We start from the raw sequence: 17749 nt of genomic DNA, 5'->3' as shown, positions 1-17749 counted from the left end.
CTTTCAATGGAGAGTCGTTACGATGAAAGTGTGACACGGCGTCCCTACACCTCGAAAATCCGGGTCGCGGCGGCTCAGGAAACCCGTACCGCGATCCTCGACGCGGCCCTCGCGCTCTTCGCCGAGCGCGGCTACACCCGTACGAGCGTCGCCGCCGTGGCCGAACGGGCCGGGGTGGCGGTGAACACCGTCTACACGAGCGTCGGAGGCAAGCCCGCGCTCGTCCGCGCGCTCACCGAGTGCGGCGCCGCCGACATGGTCGTCCACGAGGTGCTCGACGAGGTGTCGCGGCTCACCGACGGGCGCGAGATCCTGCGCGCCACCGCGCGCGGCACCGGAGAGGTCACCCGCCGCCAGGCCGCGATCCTCGCGGTGCTGCTGGACAACCGCACGTCCGATCCGGCGGTGGCCGAGGCCGCCGCGCTGGCGGTCCGCCGCTACCGCGACAACCTCGGCCGCATCGCCGACCGCCTGGCCGAACTCGCCGTACTCCGCGACGACGTCGACCGCACCAAGGCCGAGCAGGTCCTCTGGTTCCACTTCGGGACGTCGGCCTGGACCGTCGTCCACGAACTCGGCTGGACCTGGGAAGAAGCCGCAACCTGGCTGTCCACCCAAGCCACGCACGCCCTCCTCCACCCCGACCACCCGTAAAACGGAAGACAGGAAAGCAACCCCGCGGCCGCGCCCTGCTCGCCCACGGCTGAACGCGACCTCAGGAAACGACATACGCCCCAGCAGCCCGGCCACCGCCGTGGGTCCGTTTCCGCCGCTGTGCGTCCCCGGGTCGTGACACCGGCACGGCCACGAACCACAGGAAGCACACTCGTAGGCCCGCGCCAGGCCGGGAACGGCTGTGCCGGTGACGGGTCGGGTGGGCGGCTGTGCGTCCGTCCGGACCTGTGAACGCGATTCCGGAACACGGCACGCGCGTGCTCGCTTTGGTCAGCCGCCCCGGACCGGCTGCTCGCCTCCGGACGCGAGCCCGGGCTGCCCACTCACGTGGTGCGGGAGCGGGGTCACAACGGGCAGTCGTGCTCCCGGTGCTCGTCGAGCGTGCGGAGCACGTCCGCGCAGGCCTCCGCGAAGCCGGCCAGCCGCTCGTGCCCCAGCACGTCGATGAACAGGGCGTGAACCATCTTCGTGTGCTCGGGGACGGCCTGGTTGATCGCCGCGTAGCCCTTGTCGGTGAGCCGCACGTCGGGGTAGCGGCGGTCGTCGGTGTCCACTCGCTCGACCAGCCCGCGTTGCACCATCCGGGTGAGCTGGTGGGACAGGCGGCTCTTCTCCCACTGGGTCGCGGCAGCCAGCTCGGCGACGGGCATCTCCCGCCGCTTCGACTCCGTGAGCCGGACCAGGACCTCGAAGTCGGCCGCGGACAGGTCGTACTCGCGCTGCAGGTGCTGCTGCAGGTGCGAGTTGAGGTGCTTGGCCATTTCGATGTACGTGCGCCACATCCGGTCGGCCTCGCCGAGGTCCTGCTCCCATCCCATGACGACCATCCTACCTGTTGGTTGATGTATCAACCTGGCGCTGTATGGTGGCCTGGTTGATACATCAACCTGAACATGTGAGGTTTTGTCTCTGTGAGCGAGCAGCAGATCATCGCCGTGGTAGGCGCGACCGGAGCGCAAGGGGGCGGGCTGGTCCGCGCGATCCTCGACGACCGCAGTGGGCGGTTCGCCGCGCGAGCCCTGACCCGGGACCCAGGTTCGGCGCGGGCCAGAGAACTGGCCGAGCTCGGGGCCGAGGTCGTCGAGGCCGATCTCGACGACGCGGGCAGCCTGCGCAAGGCGTTCGACGGCGCCCACGGCGCCTTCGTGGTGACCAACTTCTGGGAGCCTCGCACGCCCGAGGAGGAGCAGGCGCGGCCCGCGACCACCAAGGAGCGGGAGCAGGCCGGCAACGCGGCGCGGGCTGGGCCGGAGGCCGGTGTACGGCATTTCGTCTGGTCCACGCTGTCCGACACCCGCGGCTACTTCCGGCCGGGCGACGGGACGCCGAGCTTCGAGGGCACGTACAAGGTGCCGCACGCCGACGGCAAGGCCGAGGCCGACCGGTTCTTCCTCGAGTCGGGCGTGCCCACCACCTTCGTGCAGGCGAACGTCTACTACGAGGCGTTCCTGGACATGTTCGCGCCCCGGCGTGACGAGACGGGGGCGCTGGTGCTGCCGCTCGGGTTCGGCGAGGCGCGGGTGGCCGCCCAGGCCGCGCAGGACGTCGGCAGGACCGTGCTGGGAATCTTTCGCCACGGGATCGGGATGGCCGGCAGGCGGGTGAGCGTCGCCGGGTCCGTACTCACCGGCGCGCAGTACGCCGCCGCACTGAGCCTGGCGCTCGGCGAGCCCGTCACCTACCAGGCGGTCAGCCCCGACATGATCCGGGCCGCGGGGTTCCCGGGCGCCGGCGAGGTCGGCAACATGCTCCAGTACCTGATCACGGCCGCCCCGGACATCGTGGAGCTCATCGACCCCGAGCTGCTGCGCGAGCTGAACCCGAGGCTGCAGTCGTTCGACACGTGGCTGGCCGCCCACCGCGACGCCATCCCGCACTGACCGGCGCCCGTCCCTCCCCGCGCGTGGTCCCCCCGGTGAGCCGTCCCCTCCCCACGCGCGGTCTCCCCCCGGTGATGTCGTGAAGCCGTGTTACGACACCGGCAGCAGCCCTGCCCACAGCACAAGCTGTGGGCAGGTTCCCGGCGACCGGCGGCACCGTCGCCGGTCGCCGGCAACCTCACCGCCGCCCTGGCCGACCCGGTCGCCGTGTCGAGGATCGGGCTGGTCGTCTGACGCGCCTGCGGTGGTGACCTGCCCGCGGTGGTGACGTGCCGATGGTCGGGACGTTGGGCGAGGCGGTGCTTGGGGTGCCTTCTGGTGGGTCAGGGGATGCGGGCCAGAGCGCCAAATTCCAGGGCTACCCAGATGGACTTGTCGGGGCCGACTGTCAGGCCGTGGGGTTCGGGGGTGGGGGCGGGCTTGTCGTGGGGGTGCGGTGGGGTGGGGAGGGGGCGTTCGGTGATGGAGCCGTCTGGGGTGATGCGGCCCAGGTGGCCGGTGGACCATTCGGTGAACCAGAGTGCGTCGTCGGGGCCGGTGACGATGGCGTGGGGGCGGGAGGCGCGGTCGGGTAGGGGGTATTCGGTGAAGTTGCCGGATGTGTCGATTCGGCCGATCTGGCCTGCGGCGATTTCCACGAACCACAGGGCCTCGTCCGGGCCCAGGGTGATGCCTACCGGTGCGGCGGCCTCCGTGGGGAGCGGATGGATGGTGATCTCGCCTCTTGGTGACACGCGGCCGATGGCGTTGGCCTGGTTGAGGGTGAACCAGCAGGCGTCGTCGGGGCCTGCCGTGATGAAGGCGGGCATGCCGCCCTCCAGCGGGATCGCGAACTCGGTCAACGCGCCGTCTGCGTCGATGCGGCCGATCTTGCCTGGCTGCATCTGGGTGAACCACATGGCGCCGTCGGGGCCCGCCGTGATGCCGTAGGGGGAGTCGGCCGGGTATGTCGTCACGTGTCCGTCGGGGGTGATGCGGCCGACCCGGCCGCCCCTGCCCTCCGTGAACCACATCGCGCCGTCGGGGCCGGGCGTGATGACCATGGGCTGACCGTCGGGGTCGAGCTGGTGGATCACGGGGTCGCTGCCGGGCCGCAGCCTGCCGATGCGTCCCTCGTGGACGAGCGTGAACCACAGCGCCCCGTCGGGCCCGGTGGCGATGCCGTACGGGGCGCCCGCCTCGATCATGGTCAGTTCGGTCATGAGATGCGTCCCCCTGCAACGTTGATCACGGTGCCGCGGAAGCGGCTGACGAAGGCGCGGTCGTGTGACACGACGACGAGCGCGCCCCGGTAGGTGTCGAGCGCCTGCTGCAGCTCTTCTGCCAGCACCGGTGAGAGGTGGTTGGTGGGCTCGTCGAGCAGCAGCAGGTCGTGCTCGCGGGGCAGCAGGCGGGCGAGCGCCAACCGGCGTCGCTGGCCGACCGAGAGCGTGCCGACCTTCTGGGTGAGCGCGGAGGGCCGGAACAGCCCGGTGCTGAGCAGCGCCGCCCTGCGCTCGTCGGGGTCGCCCAGCCCGCCGTACGCGTCCAGGACCGACAGGTCGGGGTCGAACGCCACCTCCTGGGCCAGGTAGCCGACCTTCAGGTGGCGTGCGTGCGCGGCGACGGCGCGCAGCAGCGTCGATTTGCCCGCCCCGTTGGCGCCTCTGACCAGCAGCCTGTCGCCGGCCGAGATGGTCAGCGCGGGCACGTGGAGCCGGTCGCCGATGTGGACGTCGCGCAACTCCACCAGAACCTCGGAATCGCCCGCCACAGCGCACCGCCCTGCCGCCACGCCACTTCCAGGCAGCAGGCGCTGGGCCAGCGTCGCATGTTGCGGCCGGGAGTGCCCGGTCAGCGTCGCATGTTGCGGCCGGGGGTGCCCGGTCGGCGTCGTAGGTCGCGGCTGCGGACGCTCGGTCACCTGTGCATGTTCCGGTAGCGCGTGCTCGGTCGCTTGTGCATGTTCCGGTAGCGCGTGGTCGGTCACCTGTGCGTGCTCCGTCGCCTGTGCACGTTTCTGTGGCGCGTGGTCGGAGGCCGAGCCTTTCAGCAGTCGGTCGCGGCCCGTCGCCGGGTGCTCTTCCTCCTGCTGCTGGTGGTTGGTCGCTGTGTCGTCTCCCGGCGGCGGCGGGGTGGTGGCGCCGCGTGGGGCGGGGTGCGCGTGGAAGGTGCCCTGGAAGCGGAGAGGGTCGGGTGGGCGGGGGACGGGGGATTCCTCCAGACGGCGCAGGCGTTCGTGGGCGTTGCGGACACGGCCGGCGACCGACCTCTGCACGCGCCCACCGGCGCGGTCGTAGGCCATCTTGTTGTTGTCGCGCATCGCGCGGCCGGCGGCCACCCGGTGAGCCGTGGTGGACGCGTGCTCGCGCACCTGCCGCACCTCGTCGCACCAGGCGGCGTACGCCTGCTCCCAGCGTGCCCTGGCCGCCGCCTTCGCCTCGAGGAACCCCGGGTAGCCGCCGCCGAAGCGGGTGACGGTGCCGTGCTCGACCTCGACGACGGCCGTGGCGACCCGGTCGAGGAAGACGCGGTCGTGCGACACCACGACCACCGAGCCGCGGTGCTCGCGCAGGCGCTCTTCGAGCCAGGAGAGCGCCGACCCGTCGAGGTGGTTGGTCGGCTCGTCGAGCAGCAGCACGCGCGGCCTGGCGGCCAGCACACAGGCCAGGCCCAGGCGCGCCAGCTCGCCGCCCGACAGGCTCGACAGCCGCCGGTCGGGCGCCACGTGGGCCAGCCCCAGGCCGTGGAAGGACTTCTCGACCCGGGCGTCGGCCTCGTAGCCGCCCTTCAGCTCGTACGCCGTCAGCAGCTCGCTGTATTCGTCCATGACCTCCTCGGTCAGCGCCGACTCCAGCTCGCGCATGCGGAGCTCCATGGCTCGCAGCTCGGACAGCGCCACGTCGACGGCCTGCCGGACGGTGTGGTCGGGCGGGAGGTCGAGTGTCTGCCCGAGATGACCGAGGTCGTCGGACACCAGCGCCTCGCCGTCGTCGGGGCGCTCGACACCGGCCAGCAGGCGCAGCAGCGTGGACTTGCCCGAGCCGTTCTCGCCGACGATGCCGAGCCGCTCGCCGGGCTTGACGGACAGGGACACGTCGGTGAGAACGGCGCGGCCGTCGTACGACTTGGACACTCTTCTGAGAATGGTCAGGGTGGAACTCCAATCGCAACTCTTGTAGCTTTAGTTTGTCACATCGAAGAGGTAAACGCAACTGGAGTAGTCTTTGGAGCCTCAGAAGCGCCCCGGCGGGCGCAGCGCGCGCGTCCGCGAAGCCGTACGGCAGGCCACGCTCGCCGAGCTGGCCGAGCACGGGTACGCGGGCCTGACCGTCGAGAACGTCGCCGAACGGTCAGGAGTGCACAAGACGACCGTCTACCGGCGGTGGGGCGGCATCGAAGGGCTGATCTCCGACGCCCTCGAGCTCGCGGGGGAGGAGCCGTGGCCGATCCCCGACACCGGCTCGATCGCGGGCGACCTGCGGGGCGTCGTCCAGCTCGTACGGAGCGGGTTCGCCGATCCCGAGCTGGGGCCGGTGTCGTCGGCGTTCGTGGCCGCGGCAGTGCAGGACCCGGCCGCGGCCAAGGCGCTGCACGACTTCTTCGCGGCCAGGCACGAGCAGTCGGCCCAGGTGGTGCGGCGGGCGATCGAGCGCGGCGAGTTGCCCGACGTCGTCGACCCCAGCGAGGTGATCAGGGTGGCGGTGGCGCCCGTCTACTACCGGCTGTTCGTCGCCCACGAGCCGGTGAGCGAGCACGACGCCGACCGAGCCGCCGACGCGGCCCTCGCCGCCGCCCGCGCCGGGGTCCTCTGAACAGCGCCCGGCCCTCGCGGCCGCCCCGCGCCGAAGCACACGCGCTCGTGCCGAAGCACACGCGCTCGTGCCGAAGCACACGCGCTCGTGCCGAAGCACACGCGCTCGTGCCGAAGCACACGCGCTCGTGCCGAAGCACACGCCCGCCCGTGCCGATGCACGCGGCGCTCGTGCCAAGGCACACGCGCTCGTGCCGAAGCACACGCCCGCCCGTGCCGAAGCACGCGGCGCTCGTGCCAAGGCGCGCGGGCTCGTGCCGGAGCAAACGCCGTCCGTGCCGATGCACGCGGCGTCCGCTTCTCGCCGCAGACCAGTGCCGGAGTAGATGGCGTCCGGCTGTCGCTGCCGCTCAGTGCCGGGGTTCTCTCATGGTGCCGGTGGGGTCAGGGCCGGAGGTTGCCGCGGAGTTCGAAGTCGTCGAAGGTGGTCTTGAGCAGCGACGAGCCGTCCTTGGTCGTACGCGCGAACACCCCGAGATACCCGTTCCCGATCCCGCTCGGGTCCTCCACCTGCTGCACCCGCGTGCCGTTCACCCACATCGTCAGCCGCACGGACGTGCCCACCTGCTCGCAGGCCACCGTCAGCCGCGCCCGAGCGGGCAGCCCGTCCACCCGGACGGGGCCCGACAAGGTCGAGCCAAGCCCGTTGAAGACCCGACGGATCCGCGCGGTCCCCCGGGTGTCGAGGCCGAACTCGTAGTACGACCCGTCCTCCGTGCTGTGGCAGTACAGGCCGTACTCGCCGATGCCGCTGACCTGTCTGATGTCGGTGGTGACGCTGATGACCACGGTCTCGGGCAGCATCGGCGGCGACGTGGCCGCCTCGTGAGAGTTGCGCGGCGGCCTGACGACGTACGGGGCGGGCGCCTGGGCCCAGCGCTCCACGCGTCCGGGCTGCACGTCGAGTCCGTACGTGCCGTCGGCGCGGTAGCCGTGGGCGGCGGGCTCCTCTGCGTCGTACACGCCGGCCCAGCCGGACGGTCGCGAGAAGTCCTCGGTGTAGAGGACCTCCAGCTCGGGCGGCCCGTCGTGGGCGAGCAGCAGCCACGCGCCGGCGCCCGCGCCGAGCGCGAGGACCGCGGCCGCCGCGAGCCCCATGTAGAGCCGCCGGCGTCGCTTCGGCGGAGCGGGGGCGCCGGTGTACGGCACGGTGCCGCGCTCCTGCCAGCTCACCTGCACGGTCCGTGCGGCGAGCTCCGGCGCGGCCGACCGCCCGACGAGGTGGTCGAGCAGCTGCTGCGCGGTGGGCCGCGGGCCGGAGCTCTTCTGCAGCGCCGCCTTCACCAGCTCGCGCAGCCCCGGCTCGACGGCATCGAGGTCGGGCTCGTTGTTGAGCACCTGGTAGACGATGGCGGCCAGCGTCTCGCCGCCGAACGGCGAGCGCCCGGTCGCCGCGAACGCGATCAGGCAGCCCCACGAGAACACGTCACAGGCGGGCGAGACGGGCTCGCCCTGCAGCACCTCGGGGGCCATGTAGCGGGGCGTGCCGACCAGCTCGCCGGTGGTCGTGACCCCGCCGAGCGTGTCGAGCGCCCGCGCGATGCCGAAGTCGATCACGCGCGGCCCGACCGGCGACAGCAGCACGTTGGACGGCTTCAGGTCGCGGTGCACGACCCCGGCCGAGTGGATGGCGGTGAGCGCGGTGGCCACGCTGACGGCCAGCGCGTCGAGGCTGGAGCCGCGCAGCGGCCCCGACTGCTGGACGGCGGCCTCCAGGTTGGGGCCGGGCACGTACTCGGTCACGACGTAGAGCTGGTCGCCGTCGAGCGCGGCCTCGATCACGGCGGCCGTGCAGAACCGGCGCACGCGCTGCGCCGCCTCCGCCTCCCTGCGGAACCGCATGCGGAACTGCTCGTGCTGGCTGAGCTCCGGGTTGATCACCTTGATGGCGACGCGTTGCCCGGAGGGGTCCTCGGCGAGGTGGACCGTGCCCATCCCGCCGCGTCCCAGCACGCTGAGCAGCTTGTAGGGCCCGAGGTGGGAGGTTTCTCCGCTCACGGCGCGTTAGCTTACCCACACGGAGAGCATCCTCACGGAAATGCGCACTATGTACGTTCGTCGGCGCGCCGCTCCCCGTAGACGTGTTCCGCCGGGGGCAGGCCGTCGTGCGGCGAGACGACCAGCACGCGGCACCCGGCGGCCGTGGCCGCCGCGACCCCGGCCGGGCTGTCCTCCAGCACCACGCACCGACCCGGCGCCGCCCCGAGCCGCCGGGCGGCCTCCAGGTACGGGTCGGGGTGCGGCTTGCCGCGCGGGGTGTCCTCGTTCGCGATGACCAGGTCGAACGCGTGCCCCAGCCGCGGCAGCACCAGCTCCACGATGCTCCGGGGCGAGGCGCTGACCAGGGCCGTCGGGATCTCCGCGGCGGCGAGCCCGGCGAGCAGCTCAGGAGCGCCGGGCACCACCGGCAGTTCCCCGGCAAGGCGCTCGGCGAAGGCGTCCGTGAGCCGCTCGGTCATGGCCGCCGCGTCGCGGCCGTCCGGCAGCAGGTAGGCGGCCACGTCCTCGATCGTGCGGCCGTGCACGTGCGGCGTGTCGGCCGCGGAGAGGGGACGGCCGAGGGACTCCGCGACGGAGGCGACCGCCTCCCACCACAGGCCCTCGGTGTCCACGAGCGTGCCGTCCATGTCGAGCAGGACGGCGTCGGGGGCGGGCACGTCAGACGGCGTCGGCCGCGACCGGCGCCGGCGCCGCCACCGTGCGGGGCGCCACCAGGACGGGACGCTCCACCAGCCGCACCGCGACACGCGTCCCCGCGCCGAGCCGGATCGCCTCGTGACCCGGCACGTCGGCGAGCACCTCGCCGCCGTCCACGGCGACCCGCAGCCGTACGGACGCGCCACGGAACGACGCGGCCACCACCTCGGCGGTGCCGTCAGGGTCGGGCGAGACCTGGACGGCCTCGGGACGGATCAGCACGTCCACCGAGGGTTCGGCAGGCACGGGGCCGTCCACCGGCAGGACCTGCCCGAGCACCGTGACCCGGTCGCCGGAGACGTTCCCGGCCACGTGGTTCATGGTGCCGACGAACTCGGCCACGAACGGCGTCGCCGGCCGGTCGTACACCTCGGCGGGCGCGCCCACCTGCTCCAGCCGCCCGTCGCGCAGCACCGCCACCCGGTCGGCGACCGAGAGGGCCTCCTCCTGGTCGTGGGTGACGAAGATGGTGGTGATGCCGAGGTCGAGCTGCAGGCGGCGGATCTCCTCGCGCAGCGCCACGCGCACCTTGGCGTCCAGCGCCGACAGCGGCTCGTCCAGCAGCAGCACGCGCGGCTCCAGGGCGAGCGCGCGCGCGAGGGCGACGCGCTGCTGCTGGCCGCCGGAGAGCTGGTGCGGGTAGCGGTCGCCGTGGGTCGGCAGGCCGACGAGTTCGAGCAGCTCGTTCGCCTTCCTGTGCCGGGTGGGCGCGTCGACCTTGCGGACGCGCAGGCCGAAGGCGACGTTGTCGCGGGCGTTCAGGTTGGGGAAGAGCGAGTAGGACTGGAAGACCATGCCCGCGTCGCGCTTGTTCGCCGGGACGTTCGTGACGTCCTTGCCGTCCACCAGCACGGCCCCCGAGTCGGGCTGCTCGAACCCGGCCACGCAGCGCAGGGCCGTGGTCTTGCCGCAGCCGGACGGGCCGAGCAGGGCGACGAACTCGCCCGGCTCGATGACCATGTCAAGGCCGTCGAGCGCGACGGTCCTGCCGAACGTCCGCCGCAGCCCGCGGAACTCCACCGATGCGGTCACTTCTTCTTCTCCCTACCGAAGACGCTCGACACGGCGAGCAGCAGCATCCAGATCAGCAGGAGGCTGAGGATGGACACCGCGACCGAGAGCTGGCCCTTGGAGCCGGAGACGGTCACGATCCACACCGCGAACGGCTCGTAACCGAGCAGGCTCGCCACGGTGTACTCGCCCAGCACCAGGGCGAGCGTCAGGAACGAGGCGCTGGCCAGGGCCGAGCGCAGGTTGGGCACGATCACCCGGAACAGCACGTACGGCCACGAGGCCCCGAGGTTGCGGCCGGCCTCCACCAGCGTCCTGACGTCCATCGTGCGCAGGCCGGCGTCGAGCGAGCGGTACACGAACGGCAGCACCAGCACCACGTACGCCAGCACCAGCACCACGGGGAAGCCGGGGTCCTGGATCGCGACCAGGGTGCCCCAGAACGGCGTCGGCGCCAGTACGTCGGTGCCGACGCGCAGCGACGTGCCGAGCCCGGCGACGAACGTGATCGGCGGCACCACCAGCGGCAGCGTGCAGAGCACCTCCATCACCGGCCGCAGCCGCGGCGCGAAGAGCCGTACGGCCAGCATCGCGGGGAGCGCCAGCAGCAGCACCAGCACGATCGTCGCGGCGGCGAGGCCGAGCGAGAGCGCCAGCGAGCGCGCGAAGCCGTCGGCCGTGACCAGCTCGCCGTACGGTGCGAACGACACCCCGGTGGTGGGGGTGTGGACGGTGTACCAGAACGAGGCCCCGAGGGGCACCAGGAAGTACGCCGTGGCCAGCACGAACACGACGGCCCGCCACACCCGCGGCCGGCCCGCGGCCCGCCGGACGGGCGGCACGGCAGGGCCGCGCTCCAGACCGGTCATTGCAGCCATCGGGACGTCCTCCTCTGCAGCGGCAGGTAGATCGCCATCACGAGGCCGGCCACCACGACCATGTCGAGGCTGAGCGCGAGCGCGATGTTCTCGTGGCCGATCAGCACGTCGCCGGTCAGCGCGCTGGCGATCTTCAGGGTGACCAGCGGGACGACGGTGCCGACCATGGCGTTCGCGGTGGCGTACGCGGAGAAGGCGCCGCCGAACAGCAGCACGACCCCGCCGAGCATCGCGGGGGCGAGCACCGGCAGCGCGACGAAGCGCCAGTAGTGCCAGGCCGTGGCGCCGTTGTTGGCCGCCGCCTCGCGCCACTGGGGCCGCAGCCCGTCGAGCGCCGGGGCCATGGACAGCACCATCAGCGGGATCGAGAAGTACAGGTAGACGATCACGAGCCCCCAGAAGGTGTACAGGGACCCGGACGGCAGCCCGATCAGCCCGCTGACCACGCCGGAGTTGCCGAGCGTCGCGATCCAGAAGAACGCCAGCGGCACGCCGCCGAAGTTCGCGAGCACGCCCGAGGCGGTCAGCACGGACTCCCGCAGCAGCGTGAAACGGGAGGTGACGACGGCGTAGGCGAGGAACGTGCCGAGGACGGCGCCCAGCACCGCCACCACGGCCGACAGCCGCACGCTGCCGATCATGGCGGTCAGGTAGCCGCCCTGCAGGCTCTGCGACACGTTGGCCAGGCTCGGCCGGCCCTGTACGGTGAACGCCCCCACGACGAGCGCGACGGCGGGGACGCCGAACACCACCGCGTAGAACGCGAGCAGCGGAAGCGCGCCGAGCCGGCCCCTCGAACGGGACGAGCTCATCCGGAGATCGCCGCGTCCCAGCCGCTGGCGACCTTCTCCTTGGCCGCGGTGACCTGCTCGGTGGTCGGGAACTGCGGCGTGCCGTCCACGGCCGGCAGCTGCGCGGCCAGGGCCTGGTCGACGGTGCCCTCGGTGGTCATCGTGGGCAGCAGGACGGGACGGGCGAAGCCCTTGAGGTAGAGGTTCTGGCCCTCGGCGCTGTAGATGAACTCCTGCCACAGGCGGGCGGCGGCCGGGTGGGGGGCGTCCTTGTTGATGGCCTGGGCGTACATCTCGAAGTACTTGCCGTCGCTCGGGATGTTGACCTTCCAGTCGATGCCCTTGGCGGTCATCTGGGGAGCGTAGGCGGCGTTGTTGTAGTCCCAGTCGATGCTGATCTGGGTCTCGCCCTTCTCGATGGTCGCGGGCGTGGTCTCGACCGGGTTGAAGTTGCCGGCGTCCTTCAGCTTCTTGAAGAAGTCGATGCCGGGCTGGATGTCGTCGAAGGAGCCGCCGTTCGCCAGGGAGGCGGCGAGCACGCCGGCGAAGGCCGAGCCTGCCTTGGTCGGGTTGCCGTTCAGCGCGACCTTGCCCTTGTACTCGGGCTTGAGCAGGTCGGCGAAGCTCGTCGGGCAGGTGGCGATCTTCTTGGCGTCGCAGCCGATGGAGACGTAGCCGCCGTAGTCGTTGACCCAGAGCCCGGTCGGCTCCTTCTGACCCTCGGGGATCTTGTCGAAGGTCTGCGTCTTGTACGGGGCGAACAGGCCCTCTGCGGCGCCGCTGAGCGCGAACGACTGCCCGAGGTCGAGCACGTCGGGAGCGCGGTCCTGGCCCTTGCGGGTCTTGACGGCGTTGATCTCGTCGGAGCTCGAGGCGTCGGGCGTCTCGCTCTCGATCTTGATGCCGTACGTGGCCTGGAACTTCTCGATGATCTCGCCGTAGTTGGCCCAGTCGGGCGGCAGCGCGATGACGTGCAGCGTGCCTTCCTTCTTGGCCGCCTCGACCAGTTTGTCGAACCCGCCGAAATCGGCGGCGGACGTGGCGGTGGCCGCGTTCACTCCTCCTTCCGAGGCTTGGGTGGTCTGGGTGCTGGGGGCCGCGCCGCAGCCCACTGCGACGAGGGAAAGAAATGCGGCAACGCCGGCCGCACGAGTGCGAGGTGTGAACACGACGCCTCCATGTTCCAGGGGGTGTGGCAAGAATCTAGGGGAACTTGTACAAACAAGCGAGCCCTAGTAAGTCGCATAAATGTTGCTCTTATGTGAATGGGGAAGGACGGGGATGGTGGCGCGCTATGAACGGATCGCTGAAGAGCTTCGTAAGGAGATCCTTTCCGGCGCCCATCCCGTCGGCTCCCCGCTCCCGAGCGAGACGGAGCTCGCCGAACGGTACGGCGCCGCCCGCGGGACGGTCCGCCAGGCGGTGGCGGTACTGGCCGCCGAGGGCCTGGTCGGCTCCCGGCAGGGCGCACGGCGCATCGTGCTCGGAAAGGTGCGCAGCCAGAGCTTCGCCGAGCTGCACAGCTTCGCCCAGTGGGCCCGCGCGAACGGCAACCGCTACGGCGGCCAGGTGGTGGAGCAGCGCCGCAGGCGCGCGAGCGGCGCCGAGTCGGCCAGACTCGGGTGCGACGACGTGCTGGAGGTGCTGCGCGTGCGCACGCTGGAGGGTGAGCCCGTCCTGCTGGAGCGCACCGTCTACGCGGGCTGGGTTGCGCCCGCCGTCGAGGGGCTCCCCGCCGACTGCGGATCGGTCACCGAGGCGCTGTACGAGTCCGTCGGCCTGGTGTTCGCCTACGGCGAGCACCTCATCGACGCGGTGGCGGCCGGGGCCGTGGACGCCCGGCTGCTGGGCGTGCGCCGCGGCAGCCCGCTGCTGCGCCAGCGCAGGACCACGACCACCCACGAGGGCCGGCCCGTCGAGACGTCGGACGACCGTTACCGGGCGGGCAGCGTGGCCTTCAGCATCCGCAACTCGATCGGCGCCAACCCCCTCGCACGGCAGGTGGGCGACTTGCGTTTCGAGCGCTGAGAACATATGTTCGATACATCAACACCCGCCTTCCCCCGGGTGGTTCAGGAAGAGAACCGAAGCCGCGGGGAGAAGCGTCTTGAGCAGACTCTATGGCGATCCGATAGAGGTGTGGACCCGAGACGGGGAGCCGGCCCAGTTCGTCTGGCGTGACCGGCTCTACCTGGTCCGGAGCGTCCTCGACAGCTGGGTGATCGCGCGCGAGTGGTGGAAGACGGGCGAGGGCGACCCGGGTGAGCGCCGCTTCTGGCGCGTGCAGGCCGGCCCCGGCCGCGAGGTCGGCTCCTACGAGCTGCGTTACGACACCGCCGGCGACGGCTGGCTGCTGATGCGGGCGTGGGACTGATGGCGCCCCCGTTCCCGCACCTGCACGTGTCCTCCGCGTACTCCATGCGCTACGGCACCGCGTTCCCGCGGGCGCTGGTGGGGCGGGCGCTGGAGCACGGGATGGACATCCTGGCGCTGACCGACCGCGACGGCCTCTACGGCGCCGTCAAGCACGTCCGCGCGTGCGCGGACGCCGGCATCGCGCCGGTGCTCGGCGTCGACCTGGCGCTCGGCGTCCCCGAACGCACCTCCGCGCCGGGGATGCGCGCGCCCCGGCCGCGCACCGCGCCCGACGCCGAAGACCGCGTCACGGTGCTGGCCCGCGGCAAGGGCTGGTCGCGCCTGTGCCGTCTCGTCACGGCCGCCCACCTCGCGGGCGACGGGCGCGGCACGCCCACGGTGACCCGCGAGCTGCTCGGCGAGTTCGCCGGCGGCCCAGGCCGCCCGGGTCTCGGCGCCGACGACGGCCTCGTGGTGCTGCTCGGGCCCCGCTCCGACGTGGGCCGCGCGGTCGCCGAGCGGCGCGACGACCGCGCCAGGACACTGCTCGGCCTGTGGCGCGCCGCGCTGCCCGGCGTGGTGGTCGAGCTGGTCGACCAGTACGGCTACCGCGACGCCACCACCGCCGTGCGCATGCTCGCGCTGGCCGAGTCGATGGGTGTGCCCGCCGTGCTGACGAACGCGGCGCGCTACCTCGACCCGGCCGACCACCAGGTGGGCGACGTGCTCGACGCGGCCCGCCGGCTCGTCCCGCTGCACCCGCGCCACCTCGAGGGCACCACCTCCCACGCCTACCTCAAGAGCACCGCGGAGATGGAGCGGGTGGCGGCCAAGGTGTGCGCGGGCGACGGCGAGCGGGTGGCCCGGCTGCTGGCCACCACCCGGTTGCTGGCCGAGGCGTGCGCGATCGACCCGCTCGACGTGCTCGCGCTGCGCAACGACCCGCCCGCCCTGCACCTGCCCGAGGTCGGCGGCGACCCGGTGGCGATGCTGCGCGGCGGCGTCGCCGACGGCCTGGCCCGGCGCGGCCTCGACCGCTCCGCCGAGGCCAGGCGGCGCCTCGCCGACGAGATGGCGATCATCGAGCGCAAGCGCCTGTCCGGCTACTTCGTCGCCGTGGCCGGCATCACCGGCATGATCCGCGACATGGGCATCCGCTGCGCCGTGCGCGGTTCGGGCGCCGGCAGCCTGGTCAACTACCTCATCGGCATCGGCGAGGTCAACCCGCTCGACCACGGCCTGCTCATGGAGCGCTTCCTGTCGGAGGGCCGGGTCGGCCTGCCCGACATCGACGTCGACGTCGAGTCGGCCCGCCGCCTCGACTGCTACCAGGCCATCTTCGACCGCTACGGCGAAGACCGGGTGGCCTGTGTGTCCATGATGGAGACCTACCGGGCACGCAGCGCCATCCGCGACGTCGCCGGGGCGATGGGCCTGCCGCCGCACGAGATCGACGCCATCGCCAAGGCGTTCCCGCACATCAGGGCCAAGCAGATCACCGCGTCCCTGCACGACCTGCCCGAGCTGCGCGAGAGCAGGCTCGGCGAGGCCGGGCTCGACCGGGTGTTCCGGCTGGCGGAGAAGCTCGACGGCCTGCCGCGGCACATCGCGCTGCACCCGTGCGGCGTGCTGGTCGGCAACGCGGGGCTGCGCGACCGCACGCCGGTCGAGAGCAGCCTGCTGGGGTTCCCGATGTCGCAGTTCGACAAGGACGACGTGGAGGAGGCCGGGCTGCTCAAGCTCGACGTGCTGGGCGTGCGGATGCAGTCGGCGATGGCGTACGCGCTGAGCGAGATCGAACGCGTCGACGGCGTCGTGGTCGAGCTCGACCGCCAGAGCGGTGACGACCAGAACGTCCAGTACGTCCCCCACGACGACCAGGACACCTACGACATGATCTGCGCCTCCCGCACCCTCGGCTGCTTCCAGATCGAGTCGCCGGGGCAGCGGGAGCTGGTGGCCAAGCTGGAGCCGCGCAGGATGCACGACCTGATCGTGGACATCTCGCTGTTCCGTCCAGGGCCGGTCAACTCCGACATGGTCACCCCCTACCTGGAGGCCAGGCACGGGTGGCGGGAGCCGCACTACCCGCACGAGCGGCTGCACGAGGCGCTGAAGGAGACCCACGGGGTCGTGGTGTTCCACGAACAGGTCCTCAAGGTCATCTCGGTGATGACAGGGCGCGACCTGTCGTACGCCGAGAAGCTGCGGCGCACCCTCGACACGCCGGAGGGGCGCGAGCGCGTGCGCCGCGCGTTCGTCCCCCTGGCGCAGGCCAACGGCTTCGACGACGCGGCCGTGGAGCGGGCCTGGCAGGTGCTGGACGCGTTCGGCGCGTTCGGGTTCTGCAAGGCGCACGCGGCGGCGTTCGCGCTGCCCACCTACCAGTCGGCGTGGCTGAAGCGGCACCACGCGGCGGCGTTCTTCGCCGGGGTGCTCACGCACGATCCCGGCATGTACCCGCCGCGCGTCATCATCGACGAGGCCCGGCAGTGCGGGGTGAAGATCCTGCCCCTCGACGTCAACAAGTCGGGCAAGGACTGGCGGGTGGAACGGCTCGGCCCGCGCGTCAGCTTCCGCGTCCGCCCCGCCGAGCTGGGCGACGACGACCCGCGGCGCCGGGTGAAAGACTTCCGGATCAGCGAGATCGGCAAGGGGTACGCGCTGCGGGTGCCGTTCTCGGCGGTCAAGGGGGTGAGCGAGGCGGAGGTCGAGCGCATGGTCGCCGGGCAGCCGTACACGTCGATGGCCGACTTCTGGGACCGCGCCAGGCCCTCGCGTCCGACGCTCGAACGGATCGTGCAGGTCGGCGGCCTCGACGCGCTGCACGATCTGCGCCCGGGCGGGCCGCGCTGGCGGCCGGGCGAGCTGACCCGCCGCGACCTGGTCGCCAGGGTGGGCGTGCTCGACCGGGCCTCGGCGGCGGGCGTGCACGCGGGCCCGCGCAGGTCACGGCGCTACGACCGGCACGCGTCCGGCTCCCCGCGGGGTGAGGAGACGGTGGCCGTGCAGCTCCCGCTCGGCTTCGGCGAGCACCTGCCGCCGGGCGAGCTGCCCGAGATGACCGAGGCCGAGATGGTCGAGGCCGAGCTGGAGATCCTCGGCATCGACGTCAGCCGGCACGTCATCAGCTTCCACGACGAGCTGCTCGACGCCCTCGGGGTGGTGCGCTCCAAAGACCTGCTCGCCCAGCGCAGCGGGGCCGAGATCCTGGTCGCGGGGGTCAAGGTGGCGACCCAGACGCCGGCCGTGCGCTCGGGCCGGCGGGTCATCTTCACCACGCTCGACGACTCGACCGGGCCGATCGACCTGACGTTCTTCGAGTCGGTGCAGGGCCGGTGCGCCTCGATCGTGTTCGGCTCGTGGCTGCTGCTGGCCAAGGGGGTGGTCCGGCGTACGGGCGTCCGCGCGGTGTCGATGCGGGCGGTCGACTGCTGGGACCTCGCCGACCTCGACGCGCTGTGGCGCTCGCGGGGGATCGAGGCGGTCCGCGAGGTCATCGACCGGGCCCCGGAGGAGTCGGCGGGGGTCGGCGGGCGCGCCATCGAGTACGCCAACGGTTTCTGCCTGTCGCCGTACGCCGACCTCGGCCCCGCGCTCGGCAACCCGCCCCGCCGGCTGTGGCACGCCAGCCCGGGCAGTTCGGGCCCCACGGCCGCGTGAGCCGCG

Annotated in this window: 16 protein-coding genes; 7 read left to right on the top strand and 9 right to left on the bottom strand. The window is 72.1% G+C overall.

Translation table 11 applies throughout. The annotated features are described in order from the left end of the window. The first annotated feature begins 30 nt into the window (after nucleotides 1–30). The gene (locus BLR04_RS34245; RefSeq protein WP_218129275.1) at nucleotides 31–654 is read left to right on the top strand and encodes a TetR/AcrR family transcriptional regulator; all 624 of its coding nucleotides are present in this window, start codon (nucleotides 31–33) and stop codon (nucleotides 652–654) included. A gap of 365 nt (nucleotides 655–1019) precedes the next feature. On the opposite strand, the gene BLR04_RS34240 is transcribed toward BLR04_RS34245, so the two are convergent. Further along, complete coding sequence (locus BLR04_RS34240) at nucleotides 1020–1493, bottom strand: MarR family winged helix-turn-helix transcriptional regulator (protein WP_090773226.1); 474 nt, start codon at nucleotides 1491–1493, stop codon at nucleotides 1020–1022. A 93-nt stretch (nucleotides 1494–1586) separates the two neighbouring features. Here BLR04_RS34240 and BLR04_RS34235 point away from each other — a divergent pair, with 93 nt between their 5' ends. Continuing rightward, nucleotides 1587–2555, top strand: a complete 969-nt coding sequence (locus BLR04_RS34235; protein WP_090773183.1) for an NmrA/HSCARG family protein — start codon at nucleotides 1587–1589, stop codon at nucleotides 2553–2555. 87 nt (nucleotides 2556–2642) lie between these two features. Then, the gene (locus tag BLR04_RS41030) at nucleotides 2643–2789 is read left to right on the top strand and encodes a hypothetical protein (RefSeq protein ID WP_176903420.1); all 147 of its coding nucleotides are present in this window, start codon (nucleotides 2643–2645) and stop codon (nucleotides 2787–2789) included. A gap of 89 nt (nucleotides 2790–2878) precedes the next feature. Here the strand turns inward: BLR04_RS41030 and BLR04_RS34230 are convergent, their stop codons facing one another. Both BLR04_RS34230 and BLR04_RS42085 read right to left on the bottom strand, forming a co-directional pair. After that, nucleotides 2879–3757: a Vgb family protein gene (locus BLR04_RS34230; RefSeq protein ID WP_090773181.1), complete on the bottom strand. Its 879-nt coding sequence runs from the start codon at nucleotides 3755–3757 to the stop codon at nucleotides 2879–2881. After that, the gene (locus tag BLR04_RS42085; protein ID WP_245740844.1) at nucleotides 3754–5670 is read right to left on the bottom strand and encodes an ABC-F family ATP-binding cassette domain-containing protein; all 1917 of its coding nucleotides are present in this window, start codon (nucleotides 5668–5670) and stop codon (nucleotides 3754–3756) included. The genes BLR04_RS34230 and BLR04_RS42085 overlap by 4 nt, the downstream gene beginning before the upstream one ends. A gap of 91 nt (nucleotides 5671–5761) precedes the next feature. On the opposite strand from BLR04_RS42085, the gene BLR04_RS34220 reads away from it, so the two are divergent. Next, entirely contained in the window at nucleotides 5762–6349 is a 588-nt protein-coding gene (locus BLR04_RS34220) for a TetR/AcrR family transcriptional regulator (RefSeq protein ID WP_090773179.1), read from the top strand. Nucleotides 6350–6732: 383 nt separating this feature from the next. On the opposite strand, the gene BLR04_RS34215 is transcribed toward BLR04_RS34220, so the two are convergent. The 6 genes from BLR04_RS34215 to BLR04_RS34190 are packed head-to-tail and all read right to left on the bottom strand — an operon-like array spanning nucleotide 6733 to nucleotide 12783. Beyond that, entirely contained in the window at nucleotides 6733–8346 is a 1614-nt protein-coding gene (locus BLR04_RS34215) for a serine/threonine-protein kinase (protein WP_245740842.1), read from the bottom strand. 47 nt (nucleotides 8347–8393) lie between these two features. Then, nucleotides 8394–9005, bottom strand: coding sequence for an HAD family hydrolase (locus BLR04_RS34210; RefSeq protein ID WP_090773177.1), 612 nt, complete (start codon nucleotides 9003–9005; stop codon nucleotides 8394–8396). A 1-nt stretch (nucleotide 9006) separates the two neighbouring features. Next, a complete protein-coding gene (locus BLR04_RS34205) occupies nucleotides 9007–10077 on the bottom strand; it encodes an ABC transporter ATP-binding protein (RefSeq protein WP_090773175.1) in 1071 nt (356 codons plus the stop codon). Further along, nucleotides 10074–10934, bottom strand: a complete 861-nt coding sequence (locus BLR04_RS34200) for an ABC transporter permease (protein WP_090773173.1) — start codon at nucleotides 10932–10934, stop codon at nucleotides 10074–10076. Before BLR04_RS34200 ends, BLR04_RS34205 begins: the two co-directional genes overlap by 4 nt. After that, the gene (locus tag BLR04_RS34195) at nucleotides 10922–11746 is read right to left on the bottom strand and encodes an ABC transporter permease (protein WP_090773171.1); all 825 of its coding nucleotides are present in this window, start codon (nucleotides 11744–11746) and stop codon (nucleotides 10922–10924) included. Before BLR04_RS34195 ends, BLR04_RS34200 begins: the two co-directional genes overlap by 13 nt. Next, nucleotides 11743–12783, bottom strand: a complete 1041-nt coding sequence (locus BLR04_RS34190) for an ABC transporter substrate-binding protein (RefSeq protein WP_245740841.1) — start codon at nucleotides 12781–12783, stop codon at nucleotides 11743–11745. The genes BLR04_RS34195 and BLR04_RS34190 overlap by 4 nt, the downstream gene beginning before the upstream one ends. A gap of 223 nt (nucleotides 12784–13006) precedes the next feature. Here BLR04_RS34190 and BLR04_RS34185 point away from each other — a divergent pair, with 223 nt between their 5' ends. From BLR04_RS34185 to BLR04_RS34175, 3 genes are all read left to right on the top strand, one after another. Continuing rightward, nucleotides 13007–13753, top strand: a complete 747-nt coding sequence (locus BLR04_RS34185) for a GntR family transcriptional regulator (protein WP_090773167.1) — start codon at nucleotides 13007–13009, stop codon at nucleotides 13751–13753. 79 nt (nucleotides 13754–13832) lie between these two features. Further along, nucleotides 13833–14099 (top strand): DUF6504 family protein, encoded by a 267-nt coding sequence (locus tag BLR04_RS34180; protein WP_176903419.1) that lies wholly within the window; start codon nucleotides 13833–13835, stop codon nucleotides 14097–14099. Beyond that, nucleotides 14099–17743, top strand: coding sequence for a DNA polymerase III subunit alpha (locus BLR04_RS34175; RefSeq protein ID WP_176903418.1), 3645 nt, complete (start codon nucleotides 14099–14101; stop codon nucleotides 17741–17743). Before BLR04_RS34180 ends, BLR04_RS34175 begins: the two co-directional genes overlap by 1 nt. The last annotated feature ends 6 nt before the right edge of the window (nucleotides 17744–17749 follow it).

This window comes from Nonomuraea maritima (assembly GCF_900100395.1).
GTDB classification, from domain to species: Bacteria; Actinomycetota; Actinomycetes; order Streptosporangiales; family Streptosporangiaceae; genus Nonomuraea; species Nonomuraea maritima.
The sequence above is the reverse complement of the archived record's forward strand: the minus strand, read 5'-3'. Positions and strand labels throughout refer to the sequence as shown.

Excerpts from the sequence above, each read along its gene's own strand:
- BLR04_RS34240 (WP_090773226.1), bottom strand. The coding sequence starts at position 1,493 with ATGGGATGGGAGCAGGACCTCGGCGAGGCCGACCGGATGTGGCGCACG.
- BLR04_RS34230 (WP_090773181.1), bottom strand. The coding sequence starts at position 3,757 with ATGACCGAACTGACCATGATCGAGGCGGGCGCCCCGTACGGCATCGCC.
- BLR04_RS34200 (WP_090773173.1), bottom strand. The coding sequence starts at position 10,934 with ATGGCTGCAATGACCGGTCTGGAGCGCGGCCCTGCCGTGCCGCCCGTC.
- BLR04_RS34195 (WP_090773171.1), bottom strand. The coding sequence starts at position 11,746 with ATGAGCTCGTCCCGTTCGAGGGGCCGGCTCGGCGCGCTTCCGCTGCTC.
- BLR04_RS34185 (WP_090773167.1), top strand. The coding sequence starts at position 13,007 with ATGGTGGCGCGCTATGAACGGATCGCTGAAGAGCTTCGTAAGGAGATC.
- BLR04_RS34175 (WP_176903418.1), top strand. The coding sequence starts at position 14,099 with ATGGCGCCCCCGTTCCCGCACCTGCACGTGTCCTCCGCGTACTCCATG.